General features: G+C 70.2%; 23 protein-coding genes, 1 tRNA gene and 1 pseudogene. 10 read left to right on the forward strand and 15 right to left on the reverse strand.

What is annotated here, in order from left to right; translation table 11 throughout:
* Positions 1–9: 9 nt before the first annotated feature.
* Positions 10–462, forward strand: a complete 453-nt coding sequence (locus J2N69_RS10405) for a DoxX family protein (RefSeq protein ID WP_127908515.1) — start codon at positions 10–12, stop codon at positions 460–462.
* A 242-nt stretch (positions 463–704) separates the two neighbouring features.
* Positions 705–1,313, forward strand: a complete 609-nt coding sequence (locus J2N69_RS10410; RefSeq protein ID WP_230900479.1) for a DedA family protein — start codon at positions 705–707, stop codon at positions 1,311–1,313.
* A 66-nt stretch (positions 1,314–1,379) separates the two neighbouring features.
* On the opposite strand, the gene J2N69_RS10415 is transcribed toward J2N69_RS10410, so the two are convergent.
* On the reverse strand, positions 1,380–1,601 hold the full coding sequence (locus tag J2N69_RS10415; protein ID WP_205033899.1) for a DUF2277 domain-containing protein: 222 nt from the start codon (positions 1,599–1,601) through the stop codon (positions 1,380–1,382).
* Between the two features lie 173 nt (positions 1,602–1,774).
* On the opposite strand from J2N69_RS10415, the gene J2N69_RS10420 reads away from it, so the two are divergent.
* Positions 1,775–2,134, forward strand: coding sequence for a hypothetical protein (locus J2N69_RS10420; RefSeq protein ID WP_408056700.1), 360 nt, complete (start codon positions 1,775–1,777; stop codon positions 2,132–2,134).
* A 287-nt stretch (positions 2,135–2,421) separates the two neighbouring features.
* Here J2N69_RS10420 and J2N69_RS10425 read toward each other — a convergent pair.
* Positions 2,422–2,493: transfer RNA gene (locus tag J2N69_RS10425), tRNA-Val, on the reverse strand.
* Positions 2,494–2,682: 189 nt separating this feature from the next.
* Here J2N69_RS10425 and J2N69_RS10430 point away from each other — a divergent pair.
* Positions 2,683–4,161 carry a coiled-coil domain-containing protein gene (locus J2N69_RS10430; RefSeq protein WP_408056701.1) on the forward strand — a complete coding sequence of 493 codons (1,479 nt, stop codon included), beginning with the start codon at positions 2,683–2,685 and terminating at the stop codon, positions 4,159–4,161.
* Positions 4,162–4,180: 19 nt separating this feature from the next.
* Here the strand turns inward: J2N69_RS10430 and J2N69_RS10435 are convergent, their stop codons facing one another.
* The 4 genes from J2N69_RS10435 to J2N69_RS10450 are packed head-to-tail and all read right to left on the reverse strand — an operon-like array spanning position 4,181 to position 8,951.
* Positions 4,181–4,405, reverse strand: coding sequence for an FmdB family zinc ribbon protein (locus J2N69_RS10435; protein ID WP_127908443.1), 225 nt, complete (start codon positions 4,403–4,405; stop codon positions 4,181–4,183).
* A gap of 9 nt (positions 4,406–4,414) precedes the next feature.
* Positions 4,415–5,236 carry an HAD family hydrolase gene (locus tag J2N69_RS10440; protein WP_230900480.1) on the reverse strand — a complete coding sequence of 274 codons (822 nt, stop codon included), beginning with the start codon at positions 5,234–5,236 and terminating at the stop codon, positions 4,415–4,417.
* Positions 5,233–7,761: a phosphoribosyltransferase gene (locus J2N69_RS10445; RefSeq protein ID WP_272595818.1), complete on the reverse strand. Its 2,529-nt coding sequence runs from the start codon at positions 7,759–7,761 to the stop codon at positions 5,233–5,235. The genes J2N69_RS10440 and J2N69_RS10445 overlap by 4 nt, the downstream gene beginning before the upstream one ends.
* Positions 7,762–7,775: 14 nt before the next feature.
* Positions 7,776–8,951, reverse strand: a complete 1,176-nt coding sequence (locus J2N69_RS10450) for an HpcH/HpaI aldolase/citrate lyase family protein (RefSeq protein ID WP_230900482.1) — start codon at positions 8,949–8,951, stop codon at positions 7,776–7,778.
* Positions 8,952–9,248: 297 nt separating this feature from the next.
* Here J2N69_RS10450 and J2N69_RS10455 point away from each other — a divergent pair, with 297 nt between their 5' ends.
* Positions 9,249–10,304 carry a TerD family protein gene (locus J2N69_RS10455; RefSeq protein ID WP_230900483.1) on the forward strand — a complete coding sequence of 352 codons (1,056 nt, stop codon included), beginning with the start codon at positions 9,249–9,251 and terminating at the stop codon, positions 10,302–10,304.
* Positions 10,305–10,359: 55 nt separating this feature from the next.
* On the opposite strand, the gene J2N69_RS10460 is transcribed toward J2N69_RS10455, so the two are convergent.
* The 6 genes from J2N69_RS10460 to J2N69_RS10485 form a co-directional block, all read right to left on the reverse strand.
* Positions 10,360–11,100: a TerD family protein gene (locus J2N69_RS10460; RefSeq protein WP_127908441.1), complete on the reverse strand. Its 741-nt coding sequence runs from the start codon at positions 11,098–11,100 to the stop codon at positions 10,360–10,362.
* A 202-nt stretch (positions 11,101–11,302) separates the two neighbouring features.
* On the reverse strand, positions 11,303–12,448 hold the full coding sequence (locus J2N69_RS10465) for a DUF475 domain-containing protein (protein ID WP_127908440.1): 1,146 nt from the start codon (positions 12,446–12,448) through the stop codon (positions 11,303–11,305).
* A 64-nt stretch (positions 12,449–12,512) separates the two neighbouring features.
* On the reverse strand, positions 12,513–13,088 hold the full coding sequence (locus J2N69_RS10470) for a TerD family protein (protein WP_230900484.1): 576 nt from the start codon (positions 13,086–13,088) through the stop codon (positions 12,513–12,515).
* Between the two features lie 145 nt (positions 13,089–13,233).
* Positions 13,234–13,809 carry a TerD family protein gene (locus J2N69_RS10475; protein ID WP_125512573.1) on the reverse strand — a complete coding sequence of 192 codons (576 nt, stop codon included), beginning with the start codon at positions 13,807–13,809 and terminating at the stop codon, positions 13,234–13,236.
* Positions 13,810–14,007: 198 nt separating this feature from the next.
* Positions 14,008–14,475, reverse strand: coding sequence for a peroxiredoxin (locus J2N69_RS10480; protein ID WP_230900485.1), 468 nt, complete (start codon positions 14,473–14,475; stop codon positions 14,008–14,010).
* Between the two features lie 195 nt (positions 14,476–14,670).
* Positions 14,671–15,102, reverse strand: coding sequence for a DUF3052 domain-containing protein (locus tag J2N69_RS10485; protein WP_127908437.1), 432 nt, complete (start codon positions 15,100–15,102; stop codon positions 14,671–14,673).
* Between the two features lie 369 nt (positions 15,103–15,471).
* Between J2N69_RS10485 and aceE the strand changes: the two genes are divergently transcribed.
* Both aceE and J2N69_RS10495 read left to right on the forward strand, forming a co-directional pair.
* Positions 15,472–18,204, forward strand: a complete 2,733-nt coding sequence (gene aceE / locus J2N69_RS10490) for a pyruvate dehydrogenase (acetyl-transferring), homodimeric type (RefSeq protein ID WP_230900486.1) — start codon at positions 15,472–15,474, stop codon at positions 18,202–18,204.
* A gap of 91 nt (positions 18,205–18,295) precedes the next feature.
* The gene (locus J2N69_RS10495; RefSeq protein WP_230900487.1) at positions 18,296–19,225 is read left to right on the forward strand and encodes a potassium channel family protein; all 930 of its coding nucleotides are present in this window, start codon (positions 18,296–18,298) and stop codon (positions 19,223–19,225) included.
* Positions 19,226–19,265: 40 nt separating this feature from the next.
* Here J2N69_RS10495 and J2N69_RS10500 read toward each other — a convergent pair.
* The 3 genes and pseudogenes from J2N69_RS10500 to J2N69_RS10510 all read right to left on the reverse strand — a co-directional run.
* Positions 19,266–19,550, reverse strand: a pseudogene (locus J2N69_RS10500) (small hydrophobic protein); the annotation flags it as partial.
* 47 nt (positions 19,551–19,597) lie between these two features.
* A complete protein-coding gene (locus J2N69_RS10505) occupies positions 19,598–19,984 on the reverse strand; it encodes a peptidase inhibitor family I36 protein (protein ID WP_230900488.1) in 387 nt (128 codons plus the stop codon).
* Between the two features lie 205 nt (positions 19,985–20,189).
* The gene (locus J2N69_RS10510; protein ID WP_230900489.1) at positions 20,190–21,800 is read right to left on the reverse strand and encodes an MFS transporter; all 1,611 of its coding nucleotides are present in this window, start codon (positions 21,798–21,800) and stop codon (positions 20,190–20,192) included.
* A 214-nt stretch (positions 21,801–22,014) separates the two neighbouring features.
* Here J2N69_RS10510 and J2N69_RS10515 point away from each other — a divergent pair, with 214 nt between their 5' ends.
* From J2N69_RS10515 to J2N69_RS10525, 3 genes are all read left to right on the forward strand, one after another.
* A complete protein-coding gene (locus J2N69_RS10515) occupies positions 22,015–22,632 on the forward strand; it encodes a TetR/AcrR family transcriptional regulator (RefSeq protein ID WP_230904672.1) in 618 nt (205 codons plus the stop codon).
* 240 nt (positions 22,633–22,872) lie between these two features.
* On the forward strand, positions 22,873–24,084 hold the full coding sequence (locus J2N69_RS10520) for an alpha/beta hydrolase (protein WP_230900490.1): 1,212 nt from the start codon (positions 22,873–22,875) through the stop codon (positions 24,082–24,084).
* A gap of 75 nt (positions 24,085–24,159) precedes the next feature.
* The gene (locus J2N69_RS10525; protein WP_230900491.1) at positions 24,160–25,035 is read left to right on the forward strand and encodes a DUF4429 domain-containing protein; all 876 of its coding nucleotides are present in this window, start codon (positions 24,160–24,162) and stop codon (positions 25,033–25,035) included.
* The last annotated feature ends 7 nt before the right edge of the window (positions 25,036–25,042 follow it).

Genomic DNA, 25,042 nt, shown 5'->3' on the forward strand with positions numbered 1-25,042 from the left:
TCCTCCACCATGACCAGACGCCTCGACAGCGCCCAGCCCTACGCCCTGGGCCTGTTCCGCATAGTGATCGGGCTGCTCTTCGCCTGCCACGGCGCGGCCTCCCTCTTCGGCGTCCTCGGCGGCGCCGGCGGTGACGGCAGCACCATCGACGCCGGCACCTGGCCCGGCTGGTACGCGGCCGTCATCCAGCTCGTCGGCGGCGGCCTGGTCCTCCTCGGCCTCGGCACCCGCGCCGCCGCGTTCATCTCGTCCGGTTCGATGGCCTACGCCTACTTCAAGGTCCACCAGCCGGAGGCGCTGTGGCCCATGGAGAACGGCGGCGAGGCCTCGGCGATCTTCTGCTGGGCGATGCTGCTCCTCGTCTTCACCGGGTCCGGCGCGTTCGGCGTGGACCGCCTCTTCGCCGCACGCGGCACGAGCGAGGACGACAAGACCTCGGAGCGCGCCCCGGTCACCGCCTGACCCCCGCCGCGCCCGGCCACGTGACGGCGCCCCCTTTCCCGTACATACGAGGGAGGGGGCGCCGTCATGTACGGGCTTGGTCCTTAACGGGGTGAACGCGGCCCGGCGTACAGATGAGCCCCCAGCGGAGCTGCGCCGTCACGTGCGGCGTACGCTGTACAGCTGTCAATCAGGCCGCCCCTGCCGTTCCCCGCGACGCAGCGGCAACGCGCTGCCGATCGGGGAGACAACGGGGAGTTGTGGTGCTGGAGAGTGTGGGGGCGCTGACCGGCAGCCCATGGATCTACGCGGTCGTGGCCCTGTCCGTTCTGTTCGACGTCTTCGTGCCGGTGCTGCCGAGCGGCGTCCTCGTGATCATGTCGGCCACCGCGGCGGCCGCCGCGGGCACCGGCCGCGTTCCGCACAACGTCCCCGACATCCTGCTGCTCACCCTCAGCGCGGCCACCGCGTCGGTCCTCGGTGACATGGCCGCCTTCCGCCTGGCCTGGCGCGGCGGCGACCGCCTCGACCGCGCCATCGCCCGCTCCCGCAGGCTGACCACCGCACAGGAACGGCTCGGGGCTGCGCTCTCCCGGGGCGGTGGCGTCCTCTTCGTCATCGCGCGCTTCGCCCCGGCTGGCCGCTCGATCGTCTCGCTCGGCGCAGGCGCGGCCCACCGCAAGCTGCGGGAGTTCCTGCCGTGGTCCGTGCTCGCGGGCCTGGCCTGGGCCGGCTACAGCGTGGCGCTCGGCTACTTCGGCGGCCAGTGGCTCGGCGCGACCTGGCTCGCCACGGGCGTCTCCCTGCTCGCGCTCTTCGCGGCGGGCTCGGTGGCGGCGTTCCTGGTACGCCGCCCGAGGCCGACGGGCTGAGCGTGTTTTAAGAGCGGCATGGCTACGGGGGTGGCCATGACCCGGGAAGACGACGGTTGCGGGGGCCTACGACGCGCGGGCCCCGCGCACCTCAAGCCCGGCGAGCAACTCCGCGGTCGCCTCGGCCACGGCGTCGACGGCCCGCTCGAAGACCTCGCGGTTGTGCGCGGCCGGGGCGCGGAATCCGGACACCTTGCGTACGTACTGAAGCGCGGCGGCCCGGATCTCCTCCTCGGTGGCGTCGTCGGGGATGGCGGGCGGACGGAGCGTCTTGATGCTTCGGCACATGCCTCCAGCTTGCCACCGCGGGGCGGGGTGCGAGGCGGGGCTCAGCGACACCGCCCACGCCCCCGGCCCCACGCCCCCAGCCCGGCGCCCCGGCGCCGGGAGCCCGACCGACGACTCAGACCACCCCCCGTGTCACCCACTCCCTCAATTCGAACGGGAGTACCATTACATCCGTGCCTCCTTCCGCTTCCCCCGACTTCCCGAGCGACCTCCTCGCCGCCCAGGAGGAACTGCACCAGGTCCGCTCCGAACTGCTGGCCCTGCTCAAACGCCTGCCCTGGTCCGTCGTCCCCCTGGACGGCTTCAGCGACACCGGCGGCTGGCGCAGCGTGGAGCGCCCCGCCTCTCCCGGCTGGACGCCGGACGAACAGGCCGAGGTCGAGAAACTCCGGGCGCGGGAGCGGGAGTTGGCGGTCATCGTGACCTGCCACCAGTACTGGGAACAGCTCTCGGGCCCGGACGTGGTCACCGCAAGGGCACGCCTCAAACACGCCCACGACCCCACCGAGGCCCCCGACCCCGCCGACCACTGAACGGAGCCGGTCAGCCGAGGCAGCCGGCGCGGCCCTCGTCGTGAAGGCGTTCGAGGACCCGGACATCCAGCGCCGACACCTCAAACGAGCCGACTCCGAAGCGGAGACCTGGCAGTGGAGCACGCGGTGGCAGCAGGGCCGGCAGGACGAAGCAGCCGCGCACGGCCCGCGGCGCGGTGTCTGCTCCCGCGCCGTCCCGGACGTACGGCTCCGAGCACGGAAAGGCCCCTCAGACGATCAAGCCTGAGGGGCCCAAAACAGGCTCACACCTGCTACTTACCACCCGGTGGGCGCGGACGGTTTCGAACCGCCGACATCCTCCTTGTAAGGGAGGCGCTCTACCCCTGAGCTACGCGCCCGGGACGAGTGGACAGCCTACCTTGCCGCAGGCAGTGCCTCGCAAACCCCCGCCCCACCCGACCGGCGCCCCGACTCCGCGGAACGCAAAGTCACTGTGCGTACGGCGAACTAACCGGCCCGTGTGTTCGTCCTTAACCGGTGGGAGAATGTGACACCGGGCAGGGCGATGACAGCACGGGAGAGGGATAGTGACGGCGACACCTTGGCAGCCGTACACACCGGACGGAGCGGGGGCCGACACCACGACGTCAGCGCCGGCGCCCGCGGACGCGTCACGGGCCCGCGCCGGTCGGTCCCGCGGGAGCGCGCGTCACGGCCGCCGTGGCGCGGCCCTGCGTGAGGTCCGCACCCTGCTCACGCTCGTCACCCTCGTACCCCTCTCCCTCCCCCTGCTCGCCGCCACCGCCCCCGCCGCCTTCGCGGGCGGCGGCACGCGCCGGTGGTTCGGCGGCCGCGGCGAGAGCCTGCGTGCCGAGGCGCAGGCCGCGAAGGACGCCGCTGCCGCCGCCTTCTACGAACTGGACACCGCCCAGCGCGATCTGCGCATCTCCATCGAGACGATCACCGCCGTCGACTCCACGCCCGCGGCCCGGCGCGCCGTCTCCGACTTCGAGGCCATCGGGCACCGCATCGACGAGGTCAGCCACCAGTACATCAGCGCGGTGGACGCCCACGACCTGGACCGCGACGACCTCGACTCGGCGGTCGCGGCCCGCGCCCGGACCGAGCTGACGCGGGCCAAGGACGAGCTGGCCAGGACCAAGGGCGAGCTGGAGCGCTTCCAACAGGGGCTCGGCCCGCTGCTCGACAAGGCGGAGACCCAGCTCGCCCGCCTCGCCCCGGCGGTCGAGCGCGCCCGCCAGACACTGCTCGCCGCCAGCAACGCCCTCGACGCGGTACGAGCGGCGGGGCTGAAGGCCGATGATCTCGCCGCCCGCCTGGCCGCCCTCGGCCCGGAGCTGACCAAGCTCAACCAAGGAGCGGGACGGCACGGCGTACCGGAGACGCTCCAGCGCGCCGACCGCGTGCAGCGCGACGCCGAGGCCGTGCGCGCCGAGGCCGAGCGCCTGCCGGAGCGCGCCGCCGAGATCGACCGGCGGCTCGTGTCGCTGCGTACCCGCGCGGAGGCCCTGACCACCCGCAGCGGCCAGGTCGAACCGGTCCTCAGCGAGCTGCGCCGCCGGTTCACCCTCGCCTGCTGGCAGGACCTCCAGCGGGTGCCCGACCAGGCGGCGGAGAGCGTCCGCCAGGCGGAGACCAAGCTCAAGGAGGCCCAGCAGGCCCGCGAGGAGCAGCGCTGGCCGGACGCCACCGCCCTGCTCTCGACGGTCCGCGCGCTGCTGAACTCCACGGACGAGGCGGTCTCCGCCGCGGGCGACCGTCTGCGGCGGCTCAACGCCGTGGCGAAGGACCCCCAGCAGGAGATCGACCGCACGCGCTTCGCGATCCGGGACGCGCAGCGCCTCGCGATGACGGGCCGCCAGACCCCCGAGCCGCGCCACGCCCGCCCGCTGGACGACTCGGTGGCCCGCCTGGACCGCGCGGTGGCCGCCCTGGAGGGCCGCCACCCCGACTACTGGCACTTCCTCACCGAGACAGAGGCGGTCCGCTCGACGGTCGCGCGCGTGGTCGCACAGATCCGGGAGGAGCGGGGCCACGGCGCCTGATGGCGGGCCGGCACCACCCTCAGCCGCAACAACCCCCGCCACAGCAACCGCCGCCCCCGCCGGCCGCGGCCGAAGGACCGGAACCGGAGCCGGACGCCGTCCCGCCCACAGCCACCGTCGACAACAACTTCACCGTGTCCTCGTGCCCCTCCGGGCACACCGCGGGGTCGGCGGACTCCGCCATGGGCCGACTCAGTTCAAACGTGTCGCCGCAGGAGCGGCAGCGGTATTCGTATCGAGGCATGGGCCCAGGCTAGCGGGGCTCCCCGGCCCTGGGCGACGTCCCGAGGAACGCCCGCAGGATCTCCTCGCCCGCCGCGATTCCGCGCTCGGGCAGCACGGTGAGGCCGGGGGCCACGAAGCCCGTGTCGGCCAGTTCGCCGTGGCCGGGGCGCCAGGCACGGTCCGCCGCGAGCAGCAGATCGGTGTCGAGCAGCGAGTCGCCCGCGGCGAGGATCTCGTCCGCGTCCACCCGCCCCGCGACCTCCCGCAGCGCCGCGCTCTTGGTGAGCGGTTTCGGCACCGCGTAGAGCTTGCGGCCCTGGAGCGAGACCGTCCAGCCGCGCTCCTCCGCCCAGGCGGCGAGTTCCTTCACCCAGCCGTCGGGCAGCAGCGCGCGCTCCACGACCAGGTACGCGAAGAGGTCCTCGGCGACGCGTTCCTTGAGCAGCCAGGCCGGGTCGGCGGTGCGCACCAGGTGGGCGCGTACTTCGTCGAGGGAGGCGGACTCGTCGGCGAGGCGGCGCGCCACCCGGGCCCGCCAGTCGGCGTCGGAGACCCCGTCGACGAGGATGTGCCCGCCGTTGGCGCAGATCGCGAACCGCGGCGCGGGCCCCGGCAGCCGGATGCGCCCGTACTGCTCGCGCGTCCGCGTGGTGGTCGGTACGAAGACCGTGGTGCGGGCCAGCTCGTCGAGGAGCCCGGCGGCGGTCTCGGTGACGTACGACAGCGGCAGGCCCTGGTACACCTCGACGCAGAGCAGGCGCGGCGCCTCGGCGTCGGGCATGGTCAGGCCGAGAGCGGTGGCGGAGTAGATGAGCGTGCGGTCGAGATCGCTGGCGACGAGCTTCGTCACTGGGAGGCCTCCGGCCGGTCGTCGGCGCCGCCCGCGGCGACGGCCTTGCCGTCCGCCCCCGTCGCGCCCCGCGTGTACTTGGGGTGGATCAGTCCGACGCAGCTGTAGGGGAGTTCGCCGACCTCCTCGACGGGTACGCCCCGCTGTTCGGCGAGCAGGCGTATGTGGTCGAGGTCCGCTCCCGCTCCCGCGCGGGCCAGGATCTTCCAGGGGACGCGGCGCAGCAGCACGCGGGTCGTCTCGCCGACGCCCGGCTTGACGAGGTTCACGTCGTGGATGCCGTACTCCTCGCTGATCCGCTCCACCGCGGCCCAGCCCTCCCAGGTCGGCGTCCGGTCGGCGGAGAGCGCCTCCTTGACCTGGGCCTCCACCGCGTCGGTGACGTCGTCGAAGCGGGCCACGACGGCGTCGACGAAGTCACGGGAGACGTCGGCGTCGGCCAGCTCGCGGTAGAACTTCGCGCCGTGGAAGTCGTCCGGGCCGACGAGGTCGGCGCGCAGGACGGTGCGGGAGATCAGCCCGGAGACGGTGGAGTTGAGGCAGGCGGAGGGGATGAGGAAGTCCTCGCGGGTGCCGTAGGTGCGCACGCACGAGCCGGGGTCGGCGAGCACGGCGATCTCGGGGCTGAAGCCCACCGCACCGCCACCGGCCTCGAACTCCGTGATCGCGTCGGCCAGTTCGCGCGTGATCGCGCCCTTGCCCGTCCAGCCGTCGACGAAGACGATGTCGGCGGGGTCGTGGTGGGCGGCCAGCCAGCGCAGCGCGTTGGCGTCGATGCCGCGGCCGCGCACGATCGACACGGCGTAGTGCGGCAGGTCGAGGCCGTGCCGGTGCGCGGCCCAGCGGCGCATGAGGACGCCGACGGGGGTGCCCGCGCGGGCCAGCGACACCAGGACGACCGGACGCGGAATGGGGGTCCCCCCGCGCTTTCGGCTGTGGGGGAGCTCGGCGAGGACGATCTCGGTGACGGTGCCGACCGCCTGGGCGATGCGGGCGGCGGAGGTGTCGAGCGCGGCGTGGAACAGCGCCTGGTAGCGCTCGCTCGGCTGGTACTCGACCGGCAGCGACTCGGCGTAGTGCGCGCCACCGCTCTGTATCGCCTCCTCGCGCTCCTCCGTGGGCGCTTCGAGCGTCACGGCGGAGAGGTCCTGGAGCAGCCAGCCGACGTCTTCGGGCGCGTACGAGGAGAAGGCGGGGCCGCGGAGGGGCTCGGGCAGCATGGGGGACCTTTCGGGGGCGGGCGCGCCCCGCGGGGGAACGTACGAGGGGACGACGGCCAGCAGCACGTGCCCGGTGTGCGCGGCGAGCCGCGCCAACAGGCCGTCCGGCGCGTGCAGGCGAGGCGTGTCCGCGACGGAGTCCACGACCGCGACGACCGCGTCGAAGCCGCCGCCCGCGACGTTGTACGCGAACCGGGGCGCGGCCTCGTCGGCGGGATCGTCGTGCGCGGGGAAGACGAGGCGGGTGCGGATCGCGTAACCGGGGTCGTCCACCGCGAGCACGGGTGAGCGGGTCGTGGTGGAGAACCGCACGTCGGCGCCGCCCAACCGCCGCTCCAGCTCCACGCCGAGTGCCAGCGGCGCGTACATCAGCTCCTCGAAACCGAGGACGAGCACGCGGCCGCGGCGCGCGCCCTCGGGCAGGGCGTCCGCGATCCGCTCGGCCATGCCGGGCAGGGCGTCCCGGAGCCGGGCGCGGTGCGCGGGCGTGAAGCCGTGCCGCCCGCCGTCGGGCAGCCCGGCGGGCCAGCCCAGCTCGACCCGGGTGATCGTCCCGCGCTCCCCGGTGGGCGGCGCGGCGGGGGCCGTGTCGTACTCGGCGACCAGCGCCTGCCCCTTCTCCAGCACACCGTCGGGCAGCCGCACCGTCCCGGACGCCAGTGCGATCAGGTCGACGCGGGCGCCGATCTCACGAGCGAAGGCGGCCAGGCGGCCCTGGTCCTCGGGTGAGCGCATGTCGACCAGCGCGACTATCACGTACCGCTCGCGCGGGAAGCGTGCGTGCAGGGCGCGGATGGTGTTCAGGACGGTGTTGCCGGTGGAGAACTCGTCGTCGACGAGGACCAGCGGGCCGTCCCCGGCGAGGAGCCGGGGGTCCTCGGGCAGCAGGAGGTGCGAGGTGGCGTGGGAGTGGGACTCCTCGAAGCCGCCGGCGCGCTCGACGCCCTCGACGGGGCGCCGCGTGGAGTGCAGGTAGGGCGCGAGGGCGAGGCCGTCGGCGACGGAGTGGCCGAGGCCGGTGGCGGTCTCCGCGTAGCCGAGGACGACGGCGCGCCGGGCCTCCTCGTCGCCGAGCAGCTCCCGCACCCGGACGCCAAGGCCGTGCCCGGCGCCGTGGACGACCGAGGGGTGCTGGGGCACGTGTTTGCCGAGGACGTTCGAGACCAGGAGGTGGGCCCGCTTGGGGTTGCGGCGCAGCGCGAGCCCGAGCAGGCCGGGCAGCGTCTCGTCGCCGTCGAGCCCGACCCCGAGCCGCTCGGCGACCCAGCTCCCGGACCACACCGCGTCTTGTGGCACGTACGTCATGTTCCTCGCGTTCATCAGCCGGGCAACCCGGCGGTCAGCAGTTCCACGAAGCCGATGTCCTCCTTGGCGACGCCGAAGACCTCGGCGCGCCGCAGGGTCCGCTCGGCCCAGGCGCGGTGCGGCTTCACTTCGTTCATCTTGTTCGTGTACGACGAGCGCAGCACTCCGCCGCCGCCCCGCTCCGGACGGAGGATGTCCTCGGCGTCGCTGAACTCCTCGTGGCTGACGACCGACAGAGCGTGGACGGGCAGCACGTGCGAGGGGTGGATGCAGGTCTTGCCGAGCAGGCCGTTGGCCCGGTCCAGCTCGATCTCGCGGAGCAGGCCGTCCATGTCGTGCTCGATGAGGGCCTGGCGCAGCTCCTCCGCCCGTCCCTGAAGGAAGGGGCTGCGGCGCAGCTGCGGCTTGAACATCCTCTCCTGGACGCGGAAGTACTCCCACACGGGCCCGGTCACGGTGAACCCGGTGCCGTCGGCCCTGCCGAGGACGTTCACCACGTCGGCGATGACGGAGGCCACGATCTGCACGTCGTACGCGGTCATGTCCGGCGGCCTGCGCAGGCCGTAGGCGGAGCAGAAGTCGGTGACGCCCAGGCGCAGCGCGAGGACGCGGTCGCGGTACTTGTCGACGGTGCGGGCGATGCCTGCCAGGGTCTCGGCGCGGCTCTCCAGGTGCAGCAGCTCCGGCGACTCCAGGACGGGCATGGCGAAGAGCCGCCGCCCGCCGAGGGCGTCAGCCGCCGCCTCCGCGACCGTGAGGGCCTCCAGGAACGGCACTCCTCGTTCCTCGGTGAACTTGGGCAGGACGAATCCGGACAGCAGCCGCAGGCTCGGGCCGAGCCTGCGGGTGAGGTCGGGAATCTGCTCGGCGGCGCGGACCCGGACGAAGAGCAGCGGGGGTTCCACGCCTCTGCCCGCCAGGTCGGCGAACTGCCGGACGAGGTTCTCCTCGGCGTCGGCCACCTCGGCGTCGTCGATGGAGTCCTCCAGGCAGACCACCATGGACGTGACGCCGCGGCCGGCCTGCTTCAGGATGTCGTCGGCGAGGCGGGGGCGGGTGGCGGGGCTGTAGAGGGTGGCACCCAGCGCGGACGCGAGCAGGTGGGGCGGGGAGTCCGCGGTGAAGGCACACGGCTCCCGGTGGAAGAGGCGCTGCCGCACCTCTGGGGCGATGTGCCCGAAATGACGCATGAGTTTCCCCTGTGGTCGCCGTATCGCCTGTTCCGTCGGCATGGAGCGATGTTCCGTCGGCCTCGACCGATGTTCCGTCGGCACGAACCGTTCTGATGTGGCCGGTAATAGTACGTAGGGGAGGGTGTCAGGGGTTCCCGCCGGGCATGAACTTCAGGTAACCCGGCCATGTCGCACACGCTCACCACACAACCGTCGCACGCTCGCACCACCCGCAGGTCAGGCGCCTGCCGACGCGGCAGGAGCCTTCTGCCCCCCACGTTGTCCCGCCCGTGCGGGGGAAGGCAGGATGATCGCATGACGCACGCGATGCTGAAGGGGTCCAACGTCCCTCTCGAAGCCACGGCGGTCCGCGCCGTGCTGCGCTGGACCCCCGGACAGGGCGTCCCCGACGTCGACGCGTCGGCGCTGCTGCTCGGCGGTGACGGCCGGGTCCGCTCCGACGAGGACTTCGTCTTCTACAACCAGCCGCGCCACCCCGGCGGCACGGTCTGGCGGCTCGGCAAGAAGCGCGTCGCCGAGGGCCTGACCGACACGATCCAGACAGATCTGGGCGGCATGGAGGCCGCGGTCGACCGGGTGCTCCTGGTCGCGTCGGCGGAGGGCGTCGCCTTCGAGCACGTCCCGGCGCTGCGCATCCTGCTGTACGACGCCGCGGTCGCCGAGGGCGAACCGCTCGCCTACTTCGACATCACTCCGCAGACCGGCGAGGAGACGGCGCTGATCTGCGGGGAGCTGTACCGCCGCGGCGAGGGCTGGAAGTTCCGGGCCCTCGGCGAGGGGTACACCAACGGCCTGGAGGGGCTCGCCTCCGACTTCGGGATCTCGGTGGACGACTCGGAGTCCGCGGAGCCCACCACGGTCGCGTCGGGAACAGCCTTCCCGCAGTCTCAGCAGCAGCCCGCTCCCGGGGCGACTTTCCCCCAGCCTCCGCGGCAGCCGGCGCCGCAGCCCCAGCCGTCCATGGGCTCCATGGGCCCGGCCCAGCCGTCGGTCGCGCAGCCGCTGCCGCAGCCCTCCGTGGCCCAGCCGCTGCCGCAGCCCTCCGTGGCGCAGCCTTCCGTGGCGCAGCCTTCCGTGGCGCAGCCGGGGGGTCACCTCGCGCCGCAGCCGCCGGCGCAGCCCGTGCAGCCTGCCTACGGCTATCCGCCCGCGCCGCCCAGCCACCCGGCGCCCCAGCCCGCGTACGGCTATCCGCCGGCGGCGCCCACTCAGCCCACACCGATCGGCGGGCCCCCGCCGATGCCGCCCCCCGCCCAGCCCTCGTACGGCTATCCGCAGCCGGTGGTGGCCCCGGTGCCGGACCCGAACTTCCGGCTGCCTCCGCAGGGCCCGCAGTTCCTGCCGCGCTGAGGCGTCGCGGGGCGCGGCGGAGTCATCGCCGGGCCCGCGGGCGCGGGGCGCGGGCTCAGCCCACCTTGGTCTTGTAGCCCCTCCCCCACTGCAGCCCCCAGCCGTACAGCCGGTCGAGTTCGGCCTGGAATCCGTAGACGAACTTCACCTCGCGGCGGACGACCAGTTCCCCCTTGACGTTCTCGATGGAGACGACCGCGCACGAGCGGGCCTGCGGCTGGCGCTCGTCCAGGTCGATCTCGATCCGCGGCCCGTTGCTGGGATAGAGCGTGACCTTCGCCTGCGTACGGTCGAAAGCCGGCGTCTGGTCGTAGATGTACGCGAAGACCAGCAGCCGCTTGATGTTCTCGCGGTGGTCGAGGTTGACGTAGATCGTCTCCCCGGAGGGCGAACCGAACCGGTCGTCACCGCTGAGCTTCACGTACGGCGGCGCGTTGAGGTCGCCGAAGAAGCCCCCCAGCGGTTGTACGACACCCTTGGCGCCGTCCATCAGCTCATACAGGCAGCCGATGTCGAGGTCGACGTTGACCACGCCCTGGGTGTGCGCCTGCACCACGTCGGGCTGGAACATCTTGAGCGGGTGCCGCAGCAGCCCGCGGGACCTGCGGTCCTTGCCCATGAAGTCGGACGTCCGCATCTGCCAGGACAGGTTCACGCGCAGATTGCCGGTGGCCGCGCCCTGTTTGCTGAGCGAGACGGTGGGGTTCCGCTTGGTCAGTTCGATGGAGTGGGTCGCGGCGCCGCCCGAATCGAAGTCCATCGAACGCCCTCGCCACAGACCGTCCCAGAAGGACATGCCGCCCCCAAGTGTCCTCGTGCCGCATACGTCTGCCGGCTGTCTGCCGGTGGTGCCGGCCGGATATGACCGGCGGGGCGGCCCCGAGGACTCGTCCTCGATGGCCGCCCCGCTCAGAGCGTTCCTCACCCTGGCCGCTGTCACACTCCGGAGTACGGAATCGGACAGCTCGGCAAGGGAATCGGTCAGTGATCAGCCGGCGTCAGACGCCGGACGAAACCTCGGTCTTCTCACCCGCGCTGCCCTGTCCCTCGGCCGCCGCGAGCCGCTTGTTGCGCAGCACGGACGAGACGAAGGACCAGCCGATCAGGATGACGCCGACCGAACCGGTGATCAGCTCGTGGATCTCGTACTGGATGGTGACGAGGAGGATCACGGCGAGGGCGCCGATCGCGTAGTGCGCGCCGTGCTCCAGATAGACGTAGTCGTCCAGGGTGCCCTGGCGGACCAGGTAGACGGTGAGCGACCGGACGTACATGGCGCCGATGCCGAGGCCGAGCGCCATCAGGACGATGTCGTTGGTGACCGCGAAGGCACCGATGACGCCGTCGAAGGAGAACGACGCGTCCAGGACCTCCAGGTAGAGGAACATGAAGAACGCGGCCTTGCCCGCCATCACGACGGCGGACACCTGCTTGCCGCTCTTCTTGGCCTCTTCCTCGGCCTCGTGCTCGCGCTCCTCCTCTTCCTCCAGCTTGTTCTCGAAGTAACCGGAGAGGCCGCCCACCACGAGATAGGTGATGAGTCCCGCGACACCGGAGATCAGGACCGTCTGCGCCTTGTCCACATGGACACCGCCGTGCTGGTGGGCCTGGGTGGCGAAGGTCATCGCGGTGATCAGGAGCACGATGAGCGCGATGCAGACCGACAGCATGTCGACCTTGCCGAGCTTGGCCAGCGGACGCTCGATCCAGCCCAGCCACTTGATGTCACGGTCCTCGAAGACGAAGTCGAGGAAGATCATCAGGAGGAACATGCCACCGAAGGCGGCGATCGACGGGTGGGCGTCGGTGACCAGCTGCTGGTACCGGTCCTTGTCGTTGAGCGCGAGGCGCACCGCCTCGATCGGGCCGGTCTTGGCACTGATGGCGACAATGACGACGGGGAAGACCAGCCGCATGCCGAAGACCGCGATCAGGACACCGATGGTGAGGAAGATCTTCTGCCAGAAGGCACTCATCTTCTTCAGGATTCCGGCGTTGACCACCGCGTTGTCGAAGGACAGCGAGATCTCGAGGATGGACAGGATCGCGACGACGCCGAATCCTGCCCACCCCCCGTAGAGCACCGCGGCGACAAGGCCGAGCGCGGTCACCGCGAACGACCAGCCGAAGGTTTTCAAAATCACTGGTTACCCAATCGTGTGTGTACGGGCTCCCGTTTGGCGGTCTCCCCCGCGCCGGTCCCCGGCTTTACGAAACGTTGACCCCGAAGTCTAGAGCGATACCTCGCAGGCCCGACGCGTACCCCTGCCCGACGGCACGGAACTTCCACTCGCCTCCGTACCGGTACACCTCGCCGAAGATCATCGCGGTCTCCGTCGAGGCGTCCTCGCTCAGGTCGTACCGCGCGAGTTCCTGCCCGTCCGCCTGGTTCACCACTCGGATGAACGCGTTGCTGACCTGACCGAAGGCCTGCCCGCGATTGTCCGCGTCATGAATCGACACCGGAAAGATGATCTTGTCGCAGTTGGCCGGGACCTTGGAGAGGTCAACCAGGAGCGACTCGTCGTCCCCGTCGCCCTCACCGGTGAGGTTGTCGCCGGTGTGTTCGACGGAGCCGTCGGGGCTCTTCAGGTTGTTGTAGAAGACGAACCACTCGTCACCGAGGACCCTGCCCGCGTTGCACAGCAGCGCGCTGGCGTCGAGGTCGAAGGGGGCGCCGGTGGTGGAACGCGCGTCCCAGCCGAGGCCGACCAGGATCTGGGTGAGGTTCGGTGCGGCCTTGGAGAGGGAGACGTTGCCTCCCTTGGCGAGTGTGACGCCCATGTTCGTGGTCCTCCCCGAGGTGACGAGAGTGCCCCCGAGCCGACGGGGACACAGGGTGATGAGCACGTCCGGCGCCGCACCTGATGTGTGTGCGACGCCGGACGACAAGGCGGAGGCTGCTCGGCTCAGACGCTGACGCCGAGACTCAGACGTTGACGCCGAAGTCCTGCGCGATGCCGCGCAGGCCCGAGGCGTAGCCCTGGCCGACCGCGCGGAACTTCCACTCGGCGCCATGGCGGTACAGCTCGCCGAAGACCATGGCGGTCTCCGTCGAGGCGTCCTCGGAGAGGTCGTACCGCGCGATCTCCGCGCCGCCCGCCTGGTTCACGACGCGGATGAACGCGTTGCGGACCTGGCCGAACGACTGCTGACGCGTCTCGGCGTCGTAGATGGAGACCGGGAAGACGATCTTCTCGACGTCCGCGGGCACCGAGGCCAGGTCGACCTTGATCACCTCGTCGTCGCCCTCGCCCTCACCGGTGGTGTTGTCACCGGTGTGCTCGACGGAGCCGTCGGGGCTCTTCAGGTTGTTGAAGAACACGAAGTTCTGGTCACTGCTGACCTTGCCCTCCGCGTTCGTCAGGATGGCGCTGGCGTCCAGGTCGAAGTCCGTACCGGTGGTGGTGCGGACGTCCCAGCCGAGGCCGACCAGAACCGCGGTCAGGCCAGGCGCCTCCTTGCTCAGCGATACGTTGCCGCCCTTGCTGAGGCTGACTCCCACGAGTCCTCCCAATTGGTGTCCAGGGGCGGGGAGCCCCAAGCGTTGCGTTGCATCGGATCAACGTGTGGATACTAGTGACCGGTTCCCGGCCGCCACAGGCTCTGCACCTGAAGAATCACAGGGTGTCGCCCCTGACAAAACCAAGGGTTCACCGAGGCCGAGAAGATCGACCGGATTCAGCGGTCGGATCAGGTCGGATCAGAGCGTTTCGAGGGCCTTGACGTACTCGTTCAGGTCACGCGCGTCGGGCAGGTCGTTGACGACGCTCCAGCGCACGACGCCCTCCTTGTCGATGATGAAGGTGCCGCGCACCGCGCAGCCCTTCTCCTCGTCGAAGACGCCGTACGCGCGCGAGACCTCGCCGTGCGGCCAGAAGTCGGAGACCAGCGGGTACTCCAGGCCCTCCTGCTCGGCGAAGACGCGCAGCGTGTGGATGGAGTCGTTGGAGACGGCGAGCAGCTGGGTGTCGTCGTTGACGAACTTCGGCAGCTCGTCGCGGAGCGCGCACAGCTCGCCCGTGCAGACGCCGGTGAACGCGAACGGGTAGAAGAGCAGCACCACGTTCTTCTCGCCGCGGAAGTCGGAGAGCTTCACGGTCCGGCCGTGGTTGTCCTTGAGCTCGAACTCCGGGGCCTTGGTGCCGGTCGCGATTCCAGCGAGCGCCATGACTACGCATCCCTTCGACGGGGCCCCTCGGGTGGGGCCGTTCGGGTGACACCCACCCTACGTCCGTCGATCTACGCCTTTCGGGCCCATACGCCTCGCATACGCCCGCGTCCATGCGTGAGGCCCCCGCCGACGGATGGTGTCGGCGGGGGCCTCACGGCTGTCTCTGCTGGGTTCGCGGCTCGGCGCGCGTGGCTAGCGCTTCTTCGCTGCCGCCTTGGGCGTGACCAGGCGGGTACCGCTCCAGTCCTTGCCGGCGTTCATGCTCTTGGTCTGGGACAGGCCCGCGGTGGTGGCCGCCTCACCGATGTCGCTCGGCTCGACGTAGCCGTCACGACCGGTCTTCGGGGTCAGCAGCAGGATCTGGCCGCCGTCCTCCATGTACGCGATGGCATCCACCAGCGCATCAGTCAGGTCCCCGTCGTCCTCACGGAACCAGAGCACCACGGCATCAGCCACGTCGTCGTAGTCCTCGTCGACGAGCTCAGTGCCAGTGGCCTCCTCGATGGCCTCGCGGAGCTCCTGGTCGACGTCGTCGTCGTAGCCGATCTCCTGGACCACCTGGTCGGGCTGGAAACCAAGCCTTACGGCAAGGTTCGTCTCCGCGTGGTCCGCGGTCGCGCTCACGGATTGCCTCCTGATCATGTTTTTCGGGAATGCCTTCAGCCACGCGCGTGCGCGGGGCGTTGGCCGTAGTCCACACGGGCGGGACGGATCGCGCAAGTACCCGGCCGCCGAGACCGCCGAAACGGTGACGTTCCCGGCCGTGTCGCCGCAACTGCCGCCTCATCCGTACGGACCGAACGGCTCTGCGAAGCGGCTAGGCAGGATGGGCGTATCGTTGCGATTTGGTCGAGCCTACCCCAGGGACAGCCCGGTGAACGTCTCGGTTACCTCTCGGTAGAGATGACGTCCGCGTCAGTCGGGTACACGATGGGGAGCGGTGCAAGGCCAGGCAGAACCCCCAGGTGCAAGCCCCAACAGCGAAGGAACAGCGTGGCTTCCGGCTCCGATCGCAACCCGATCATCATTGGCGGCCTGCCGAGTCAGGTCCCGGACTTCGATCCCGAAGAGACCCAGGAGTGGTTGGACTCCCTTGACGCCGCGGTCGACGAACGCGGCCGCGAGCGGGCCCGCTACCTGATGCTCCGGCTGATCGAGCGCGCACGCGAGAAGCGCGTGGCCGTTCCCGAAATGCGCAGTACGGATTACGTCAACACGATCGCCACCAAGGACGAGCCGTTCTTCCCCGGCAACGAGGAAATCGAACGCAAGGTTCTGAACGCGACCCGTTGGAACGCCGCGGTGATGGTCTCGCGCGCCCAGCGCCCGGGCATCGGCGTCGGTGGCCACATCGCCACCTTCGCTTCCTCCGCCTCCCTCTACGACGTGGGCTTCAACCACTTCTTCCGCGGCAAGGACGAGGGCGACGGCGGCGACCAGATCTTCTTCCAGGGGCACGCCTCCCCCGGCATCTACGCCCGCGCCTACCTCCTGGACCGGCTCTCCGAGCAGCAGCTCGACGCGTTCCGCCAGGAGAAGTCCAAGGCGCCCGACGGCCTGTCGTCCTACCCCCACCCCCGGCTGATGCCGGACTTCTGGGAGTTCCCGACGGTCTCCATGGGCCTTGGCCCGCTCGGCGCGATCTACCAGGCGCGGATGAACCGCTACATGGAGGCGCGCGGCATCGCCGACACCTCCAAGTCGCACGTCTGGGCGTACCTCGGTGACGGCGAGATGGACGAGCCCGAGTCGCTCGGCCAGCTCTCCATCGCCGCCCGCGAGGGCCTGGACAACCTCACCTTCGTCGTCAACTGCAACCTCCAGCGCCTCGACGGGCCGGTGCGCGGTAACGGCAAGATCATCCAGGAGCTGGAGTCGCAGTTCCGCGGCGCCGGCTGGAACGTCATCAAGCTGGTCTGGGACCGCAGCTGGGACCCGCTGCTCGCCCAGGACCGGGACGGCATCCTGGTCAACAAGCTGAACACCACGCCCGACGGTCAGTTCCAGACGTACGCGACCGAGACCGGCTCCTACATCCGCGAGCACTTCTTCGGCGACGACCACCGGCTGCGCGCCATGGTCGAGAACATGACCGACGAGCAGATCCTGCACCTGGGCCGTGGCGGTCACGACCACAAGAAGGTCTACGCGGCGTACGCGGCGGCCAAGGCCCACAAGGGCCAGCCGACGGTGATCCTCGCCCAGACGGTCAAGGGCTGGACCCTCGGCCCGAACTTCGAAGGCCGCAACGCCACGCACCAGATGAAGAAGCTGACGGTCGACGACCTCAAGCGCTTCCGCGACCGCCTGCACATCCCGATCACGGACAAGCAGCTGGAGGACGGCGCCCCGCCGTACTACCACCCCGGCCGGGACTCCGAAGAGATCCAGTACATGCACGACCGCCGCAAGGCCCTGGGCGGTTACGTCCCGACCCGCGTCGTGCGCGCCAAGCCCCTCCAGCTCCCCGAGGACAAGGCGTACGCGGCAGCGAAGAAGGGCTCGGGTCAGCAGTCGATCGCCACCACCATGGCGTTCGTCCGCATCCTCAAGGACCTCATGCGGGACAAGGAGATCGGCAAGCGCTTCGTGCTGATCGCCCCCGACGAGTACCGCACCTTCGGCATGGACGCGTTCTTCCCGAGCGCGAAGATCTACAACCCGCTCGGCCAGCAGTACGAGGCCGTGGACCGCGAGCTGCTCCTCGCCTACAAGGAGTCGCCCACGGGTCAGATGCTGCACGACGGCATCTCCGAGGCGGGCTGCACCGCCTCCCTGATCGCCGCGGGCTCCGCCTACGCCACCCACGGCGAGCCGCTCATCCCGGTGTACGTCTTCTACTCGATGTTCGGTTTCCAGCGCACCGGCGACCAGTTCTGGCAGATGGCCGACCAGCTGGCACGCGGTTTCGTCCTCGGTGCCACCGCCGGCCGCACCACGCTGACCGGTGAGGGCCTCCAGCACGCCGACGGCCACTCGCAGCTGCTCGCCTCGACCAACCCGGCCTGCGTCGCGTACGACCCGGCCTTCGGTTACGAGATCGCGCACATCGTCAAGGACGGCCTGCGCCGGATGTACGGCCCTGACAGTGAGGACGTCTTCTACTACCTCACCGTCTACAACGAGCCCATCCAGCACCCGGCCGAGCCCGAGAACGTGGATGTCGACGGCATCCTCAAGGGCATCTACCGCTTCAAGTCGGGCGAGCAGGGCGCCATTCCCGCCCAGATCATCGCGTCGGGTGTCGCCGTCCCCTGGGCGGTCGAGGCCCAGCAGATCCTCGCCTCGGAGTGGAACGTCAAGGCGGACATCTGGTCGGCCACCTCCTGGAACGAGCTGCGCCGCGAGGCCGTGGACGTGGAGCGCCACAACCTCCTGCACCCCGAGGAGGAGCAGCGCGTCCCGTACGTGACGCAGAAGCTGTCCGGCGCCGAGGGCCCGTTCGTGGCCGTCTCCGACTGGATGCGGAGCGTCCCGGACCAGATCGCCCGCTGGGTGCCCGGCACCTACCAGTCGCTCGGCGCGGACGGCTTCGGCTTCGCCGACACGCGTGGCGCGGCCCGCCGCTTCTTCCACATCGACGCCCAGTCGATCGTGGTGGGCGTGCTGACCGAGCTGGCCCGCGAGGGCAAGGTCGACCGCTCCGTCCTGAAGCAGGCGATCGACCGCTACCAGCTCCTGGACGTCGCGGCCGCCGATCCCGGCCCGGCCGGGGGCGACGCGTAACGCACGTCCCGGACGCGCTGACGCAGGTTCCATCCGGAGGGTGACGGGGCACGGGTCCCCGTCGCCCTTCGGCGTTTCCTACGATGCGCCCATGAAGCGACAACCGGCACAGATCCGTTGGGAGCGGCGCACTCAACGCCCTCTCCTCGCGCTCGCGGTGGCGTTCGCCCTCGCCTACGCCGTGCCGATCGTGATGCCCGACGCGAGCCGGACCGTCACGAAGACCTGCACGTCCGTGGAGTGGTTCGTCTGGGGCGCGTTCGCCGTCGACTACCTCGTACGTATCCTCCTCACCGATCAGCGGCGGCGCTTCGTCCGCACGCACTGGCTCGACCTGTGTGCCGTGCTCCTTCCGATGATTCAGCCGCTGCGGTTGCTGCGGCTCGTCTCCACGCTGCTGCTCGTCGGCCGGCGGGCCCGCATGGCGTCGCAGATCACGCTGACGACGTACGTCGTGGGTTCGGTGGTGGGCCTGCTGATGTTCGGTTCCCTGGCGGTACTCTCCGTGGAGCGGGACTCACCGGACGGGAACATCAAGACGCTGGGTGACGCCGTGTGGTGGTCCTTCACCACCATGACGACCGTCGGCTACGGCGATCACGCTCCGACGACGGGACTCGGCAGGGTGCTCGCGGTCGGGTTGATGCTTTCCGGCATCGCACTCCTCGGTGTGGTCACCGCGAACATCGCGGCGTGGTTCATCGCCAGGTTCGAGAAGGACGATGTCGAGGAACGACGCCAGACGGCCGCGATCGAGGCGTTGACGGCGGAGGTGAAGGCGCTGCGCGCGCAGGTGTCGGCTCTGTCGGGGGCGGGGGCAGGGGCGGTGACCGAAGCGGGCGCAGGGCCGGAAGCGGTTTTGGGCTCGGACTCTGGCCCTGGCCCTGGCCCCGGTCCTGGCTCTGGCTCTGGCTCTGGCTCTGGCTCTGGCTCTGGTAAGCCTGGCTCTGTGCCCCGCCCCGCGTCCGCCGAGGGCTCCATCGGGCAGGCGGGGCCTCTCGGCGGGACGGGGATGCGCTGAGCCGGGGCGGGTGCCCGTGTCGGAACATGCCGTCCAACGCGGTCGCCCCCGGTATCCGTATGAGTGCGAGGAGGGTGTCGATCGCGCCCAAGAGGAGGGCGGCCAGGGCCGGTGCCGACCGGGCACCGGCCCCACTGCGGCCCAGGGCGAACCAGCCGCACACGATCGCCACGGGGCCGAGGATGATCCCCAGCACGAAGAACCCGGCGATCGCGCAGACGGCCCCTACTATCCCGAGCATCGCGCGGTCCGGCCCACTCCGCGACCACGTACGGCCGCGTGAGCGAGGGTGCACGCGCGTGGCGTGTCCGAAGCCCGCCATCATCACTCCTTGACCCAGCCGGTTCGGCTCAAGACCGCGAGTACCCCGCTTCACCGCTCCCAGACCTTGAAGGCCCGGACGCGATAAGGAGATTCGGGCGCCCAGGTGCCGCTGCCCGGGTACGTGTTGAACTCCCCGGTCTCACCGCACCTCGCTGATTGGTACGTGGTGACGGGCCGGCCGGTGCGGTTGGCCAGAGCTTGCGCGCTGCCCCCCTCCGGCAGCGTGATACAGCTCTCGATGTCGATCTCGGCCAACTCGTATGTATGCCGAGCGCCCTTGAACTGTGCCTTCTCCCAGAGGCAGAGTTCGCCGGGCCCGCATCCGCGGAGCGTCGGCGGCGCCGCGGCCACGGCGTGCGTGGGTGACAGGATCACCGCGGCGAGTAAGGCGGCGGTGACGGTCGTGGGCATGGTCGTGGGCATGGTCGTACGCATGTGTTCAACCCCCGTGCAATCTGGCTCAGTTGTCCGCGTCGTGCGGATCGCATGTCTGAACTCTGGACCGCCCGACCGTGCCATCGGAAGGGGTACGGATGTGCGTCACCCGGATAGGCGAAAGCCCCCCAGAATATCCCGGAGGGGCTTTCCCTGACTTTTGCCGCCGAACGGCCGTGCGCGGACACGCCGCTCGCCTTATGCCCTAAATGTGCGCTACGCCTGCACCCGCTTCGGCGTTGGTTCCGCGCTTGGCGAGGAACGCGACGAAGACCGCCACCACCGCGACCCCTGCGGCGACCAGACAGGCCAGACCCATGCCCGACATGAACGTGTCGTGCGCGACCGAGGTGATCTGATCGGCGACCGACTGCGGCGCCTTCGGCGGGACGGGCGCCATGCCGACCTGGACGGCTTCGGCCGCCTTGTCGAGGTCGGCGGGGCCGAGCGGCGGCAGCTTCGCCTCGGCCCAGTTGTCGGCCAGGTCGTTGTCGACCTTCGAGGCCATGACGGCGCCGAGGACCGCCGTGCCGAGGCTGCCGCCGATCTGCATCGCGGCCTGCTGAAGACCGCCGGCCACGCCGGAGAGCTCCATCGGCGCGTTGCCCACGATGACCTCCGTCGCACCGACCATCACCGGCGCCAGCCCGAGGCCGAGGAGCGCGAACCAGAGTGACATCAGGCCACTGCCGGTATCCGCTTCCAGCGTGGACATGCCGTACATGGCCACGGCGGTGAGCAGCATGCCGCCGGCCAGCGGGAGCCGCGGGCCGGCCTTGGTGATCAGGGCGCCCGCCAGCGGCGATCCCACGATCATCATGCCGGTGAGGGGCAGCAGGTGCAGACCGCTGTCGACGGGGCTCATCCCGTGCACGTTCTGGAGGTAGAAGGTCACGAAGAAGAGTCCACCCATGAAGGCGATGGCCATCAGCACCATGAGGACCACGCCCGCGGACAGCGCCACGGAGCGGAACAGGCCCAGCGGGACGAGTGGTTCCTTGACCTTCGACTCCCACGCCGCGAAGAGCGCGAAGCTCGCCACGGAGGCCGCTATGAACGTCCAGGTCAGGCCGTCGCCCCAGCCCCATTCCGGGGCCTTGATGAGCGCCCAGACGAGGCAGAACATGGCCGCGGACAGCAACCCGATGCCCGGGAGGTCGAAGGACCGGGGAGCGTTCTCCGCGCGGTGGTCCTTGAGGATGAACAGGCCGAGCCCGACGGCGAGGACGCCGACCGGGACGTTGATGAAGAAGACGGACTGCCAGTTGACGTGCTCGACGAGCAGACCGCCGAGGATCGGGCCGCCCGCCGTGGACGCGCCGATCACCATGCCCCAGATACCGATGGCCATGTTCAGCTTCTCGGCCGGGAAGGAGGCGCGGAGCAGGCCGAGCGCGGCGGGCATCAGCAGGGCGCCGAACAGCCCCTGGAGGACGCGGAAGGCGACCACCGGAGGGATGGTGTCCGACAGCCCGATGGCCCCGGAGGCGGCGGCGAAGCCGATCACGCCGATGAGGTACGTCTGCCGGTGCCCGAAGCGGTCACCCAGCTTGCCCGCGGTGATCAGCGAGACGGCGAGCGCCAGGAAGTAGCCGTTGGTTATCCACTGCACCTCCGCGAAGGTGGCGCCGAGATCGGACTGAATGGCGGGGTTGGCGATCGCCACGATGGTGCCGTCCAGGGCGACCATCATCACGCCGATCGCGACAGAGAAGAGCGTCAGCCAGGGGTGACCGCGGAGCCCCTTGGCCGGGGTCGGAGCGGACACGGGCTCCGGTGCCTCGTCCGCCTTGTCGGCGGTGGTCTGACTAGTCATGCGATCAGGCTAGTGACAGCGACTGACAGTTGACAAACCATGCCACTAGTCAGTAACTGACATGAAGCCACGGATATGCTGAACTGGGCAAACAGTCAGAGAGGGCCATGGCGTGAGAACCGGGCAGCGAACGACAGAACCCACGGAACTTGAACCCGCGGGACCCCGGGCCAAGCCCACTGAAGACCCCTCGCCGGGCCCTGCGGCGCCCGGACTGCGGGAGCGCAAGAAGCAGCGGACCCGTGACGCCCTGCTGCGCGCGGCGCTCGAACTCTTCACGACCAAGGGGTTCGAGGAGACGACCGTCGACGAGATCACCGACATCGTCGAAGTGTCCCAGCGCACGTTCTTCCGCTACTTCGCGAACAAGGAGGAGGCCGCCTTCGCCGTCCAGGAGATGGTGGAGGCGCGGTTCGTCCAGAGCCTGCGCGAACGCCCCGCCGAGGAAGCGCCGCTCGTGGCGCTGCGCGGGGCCACTCTCGGCGCCTGGGAAGCCATGGGGCAGTCGATCGAGGAGGTCGTGCCGGTCGAACTGCACATGAGCACGTACCAGATGATCGAGTCGACGCCTTCACTGCTCGCCGCGCACCTGCGCCGCTCCATGGAGACCGAGGACGAGATCGCCCGGGTGATCGCCGAGCGCGAGGGGCTGGACGTCGACAGCGATCCGCGACCGCGCGTGGCCGTGGCGGCGTTCAGCGGCGTGATGCGTGTGACGGGCCGACTGTGGGGCGCCGGCGAGGACACCAGCGTGGAGTCGATCCGCGAGCTCACCGAGCAGTACCTCGATCACCTCGGGCCCGCACTGGCGGGGAACTGGCGCACTCCCTAGTCGCCGCCCGCCACCTCCTGCGCGCGCCACTCAACCAGCGCGGTTTCGCACTCCCGTTGGACACGGGAATGGGCGCGCCGCGTCACGCACGCGCGTGGCACACCGGGGCGTACGTTTCACACACAGAGCGTGACAAAGTGCTTCGATATGTGCCCGCCGTGCCTCAATTAACCCTCCGGAAACGTGATCTGCATCACGGGATGCACGGTATGTATCTGGGTTCTCCTAGGGTGTTCCGCAGTGACTTCCTTCGACTCATCCCCACAACTCAACGCCTGGCGCGCTCTGCTCGCGCTGGCCGTCGTGTTCGTCATGCTGGCGACCACGGGCTGGACCGCCGTACGGAACAACAGGGGCGATTCGTCGCCTCTGGAGGCCGCGATCTCCGCCTGGGAGCGGGGGAAGGTCGGCGGGCGCTCGCTGCCCGACCCCGATGCTCCCGCCGCCCGGCTCAGTCATTTCTTCGCCTCGCTCGACACGAAGCAGCGCAACCAGCTGGCCGCCCGTTACCCCCTCGCGGTCGGCAACATGAACGGTGCGCCCGTCGAACTGCGTTATCGCGCGAACCGCATCGCCCTGGGGCAAGCCAGGAAGGTCGAGCGGGAGCGTATGCGGGACAAACGCCTCTCCCCGCTGGGGCAGCAGGAGGCCGAGCGCAGAATGAAGCGGTTCGGCGTCATGATGCGCCCCGAGCGCCAGGTGCTCGCCTTCGACCCCATGGGTTCCGGTCGCATGGCCGAGGTCTTCGGAGACCTCGACAAGGCCGGCCGCGTCTCAGTCGTGGTGCCCGGCGTCGACACCAATGTGCTGACCTTCGAGCGGACCTTCCGCAAGTACTCGGCGCCGGTCGGCATGGCCAAGGCGCTCTACCGCGCGGAGCACTCCGTGAACCCCCGCGCGCGTACGGCCGTGATCGCCTGGGCCGACTACACCGCGCCCGTGGGCATCGGAGTGGACGCGGCCACGGCCATGCGCGCCGAGAGCGGGGCCGTACGCCTCGACTCCATGGTGCGCGCCCTCCCGGGGCGCTCACCGGTCGCGCTGTACTGCCACAGCTACGGCTCCGTGGTGTGCGGTGTGGCCGCGCGCACCCTGCCCTCTCGGGTCACCGACATCACGGTCGCGGGCAGCCCCGGCATGCGTGCCGACAAGGCGTCGCAGTTGGGCACAGGGGCCCGGATCTGGGCCGCTCGGGACAGCGACGACTGGATTCAGGATGTGCCCTACATGGAGGTCGGCGGGCTCGGTCACGGCGCCGACCCTGTGTCCGGCGGTTTCGGCGCGCGGGTGCTGTCCGCGACGGGTGCGGCGGGACACACCGGCTACTTCGAACCGGGCACGGAGAGCCTGCGCAACTTCGCCGAGATCGGCACCGGTGCGTACGACAGGGTGCAGTGTGCGAGTGGGGATGACGTCTGCCGGAAAGACATTTCCGGCGAGGCGGCGGCCTGACGCGCGTAGAAAGAGACGAAACAGTGGCCCGCCGCAGGAGGGACGGAGGCGCGCGTGCCGCCTACGATGAGCCGCATGGGTGACGTACTGGCCGGATTTCATGCCGCCTGGGAGTTCGAGTCCGACTCCGTGCTCATCCGCTTCGAACGGGGAATCCGCACGCCGAAGCTCTACCAAGCGCTCGGTGAACGGCGTATCCCGCATGAGGCGATCGCAGCGGTGACACTCTCCCCCGGGAAACGCGGGACCGTCGTTCTTCATGCCGTGCCGAGACCCGGCGCCGATCCTCTGATGGAGGCGGCGGCGGGCCAGCTCAAGGACGGCTGCGACCCGTACCGATTGGTGCTGCCCGCCGAGCGCGAGACGCTCGCGGAGTACTACGCCGATGAGCTGCGAGCACAGCTCCCCCCGGATGACGGCGGCCCACCGGATCGCTATCTGGTGGCCGCCCCCGAGGCTCCGCTGCAGTTCAAGGCGTACGACGGCAAGGCGTCCTTCGACGGCAAGCTGGTCTCCTTCCGGTGGTTCTGGACGGGCGCCTCGTCGGCGAAGTGGAAGGCCGGCGACCAGAGCTTTCCCGTCACGGCTCTGAGTGGCATCGAGTGGCGCTCCCCGGAGGTCTTCGAGGGCCATCTGCGGCTGCTGCGGCGTGATACCCCGGTGGCGCAGCCCGCGCAGGCCGATCAGGACCCGGCGGCCGTCGTCTTCGGCCTGGGGTACGGCCCGGTCCACGAGTCCCTGCCGTTCGCCGCGTCGATCCTCGCGGCGATCCGGACCTCCGGCCCGGCCCTCACGTCCGACGGCGTCGGAGCCTCGCCCGTGCCGGCCGTGCGCCGCGATCCGGCGGACATCGCGGACCGCATCCGGCACCTGGGCGATCTGCACCAGGCGGGACTGCTCACGGACCAGGAATTCACGACGAAGAAGGCCGAACTGCTGGCCGAGCTGTGACCGCTCG

This window comes from Streptomyces huasconensis, from assembly GCF_021028635.1.
Lineage (GTDB): Bacteria > Actinomycetota > Actinomycetes > Streptomycetales > Streptomycetaceae > Streptomyces > Streptomyces huasconensis.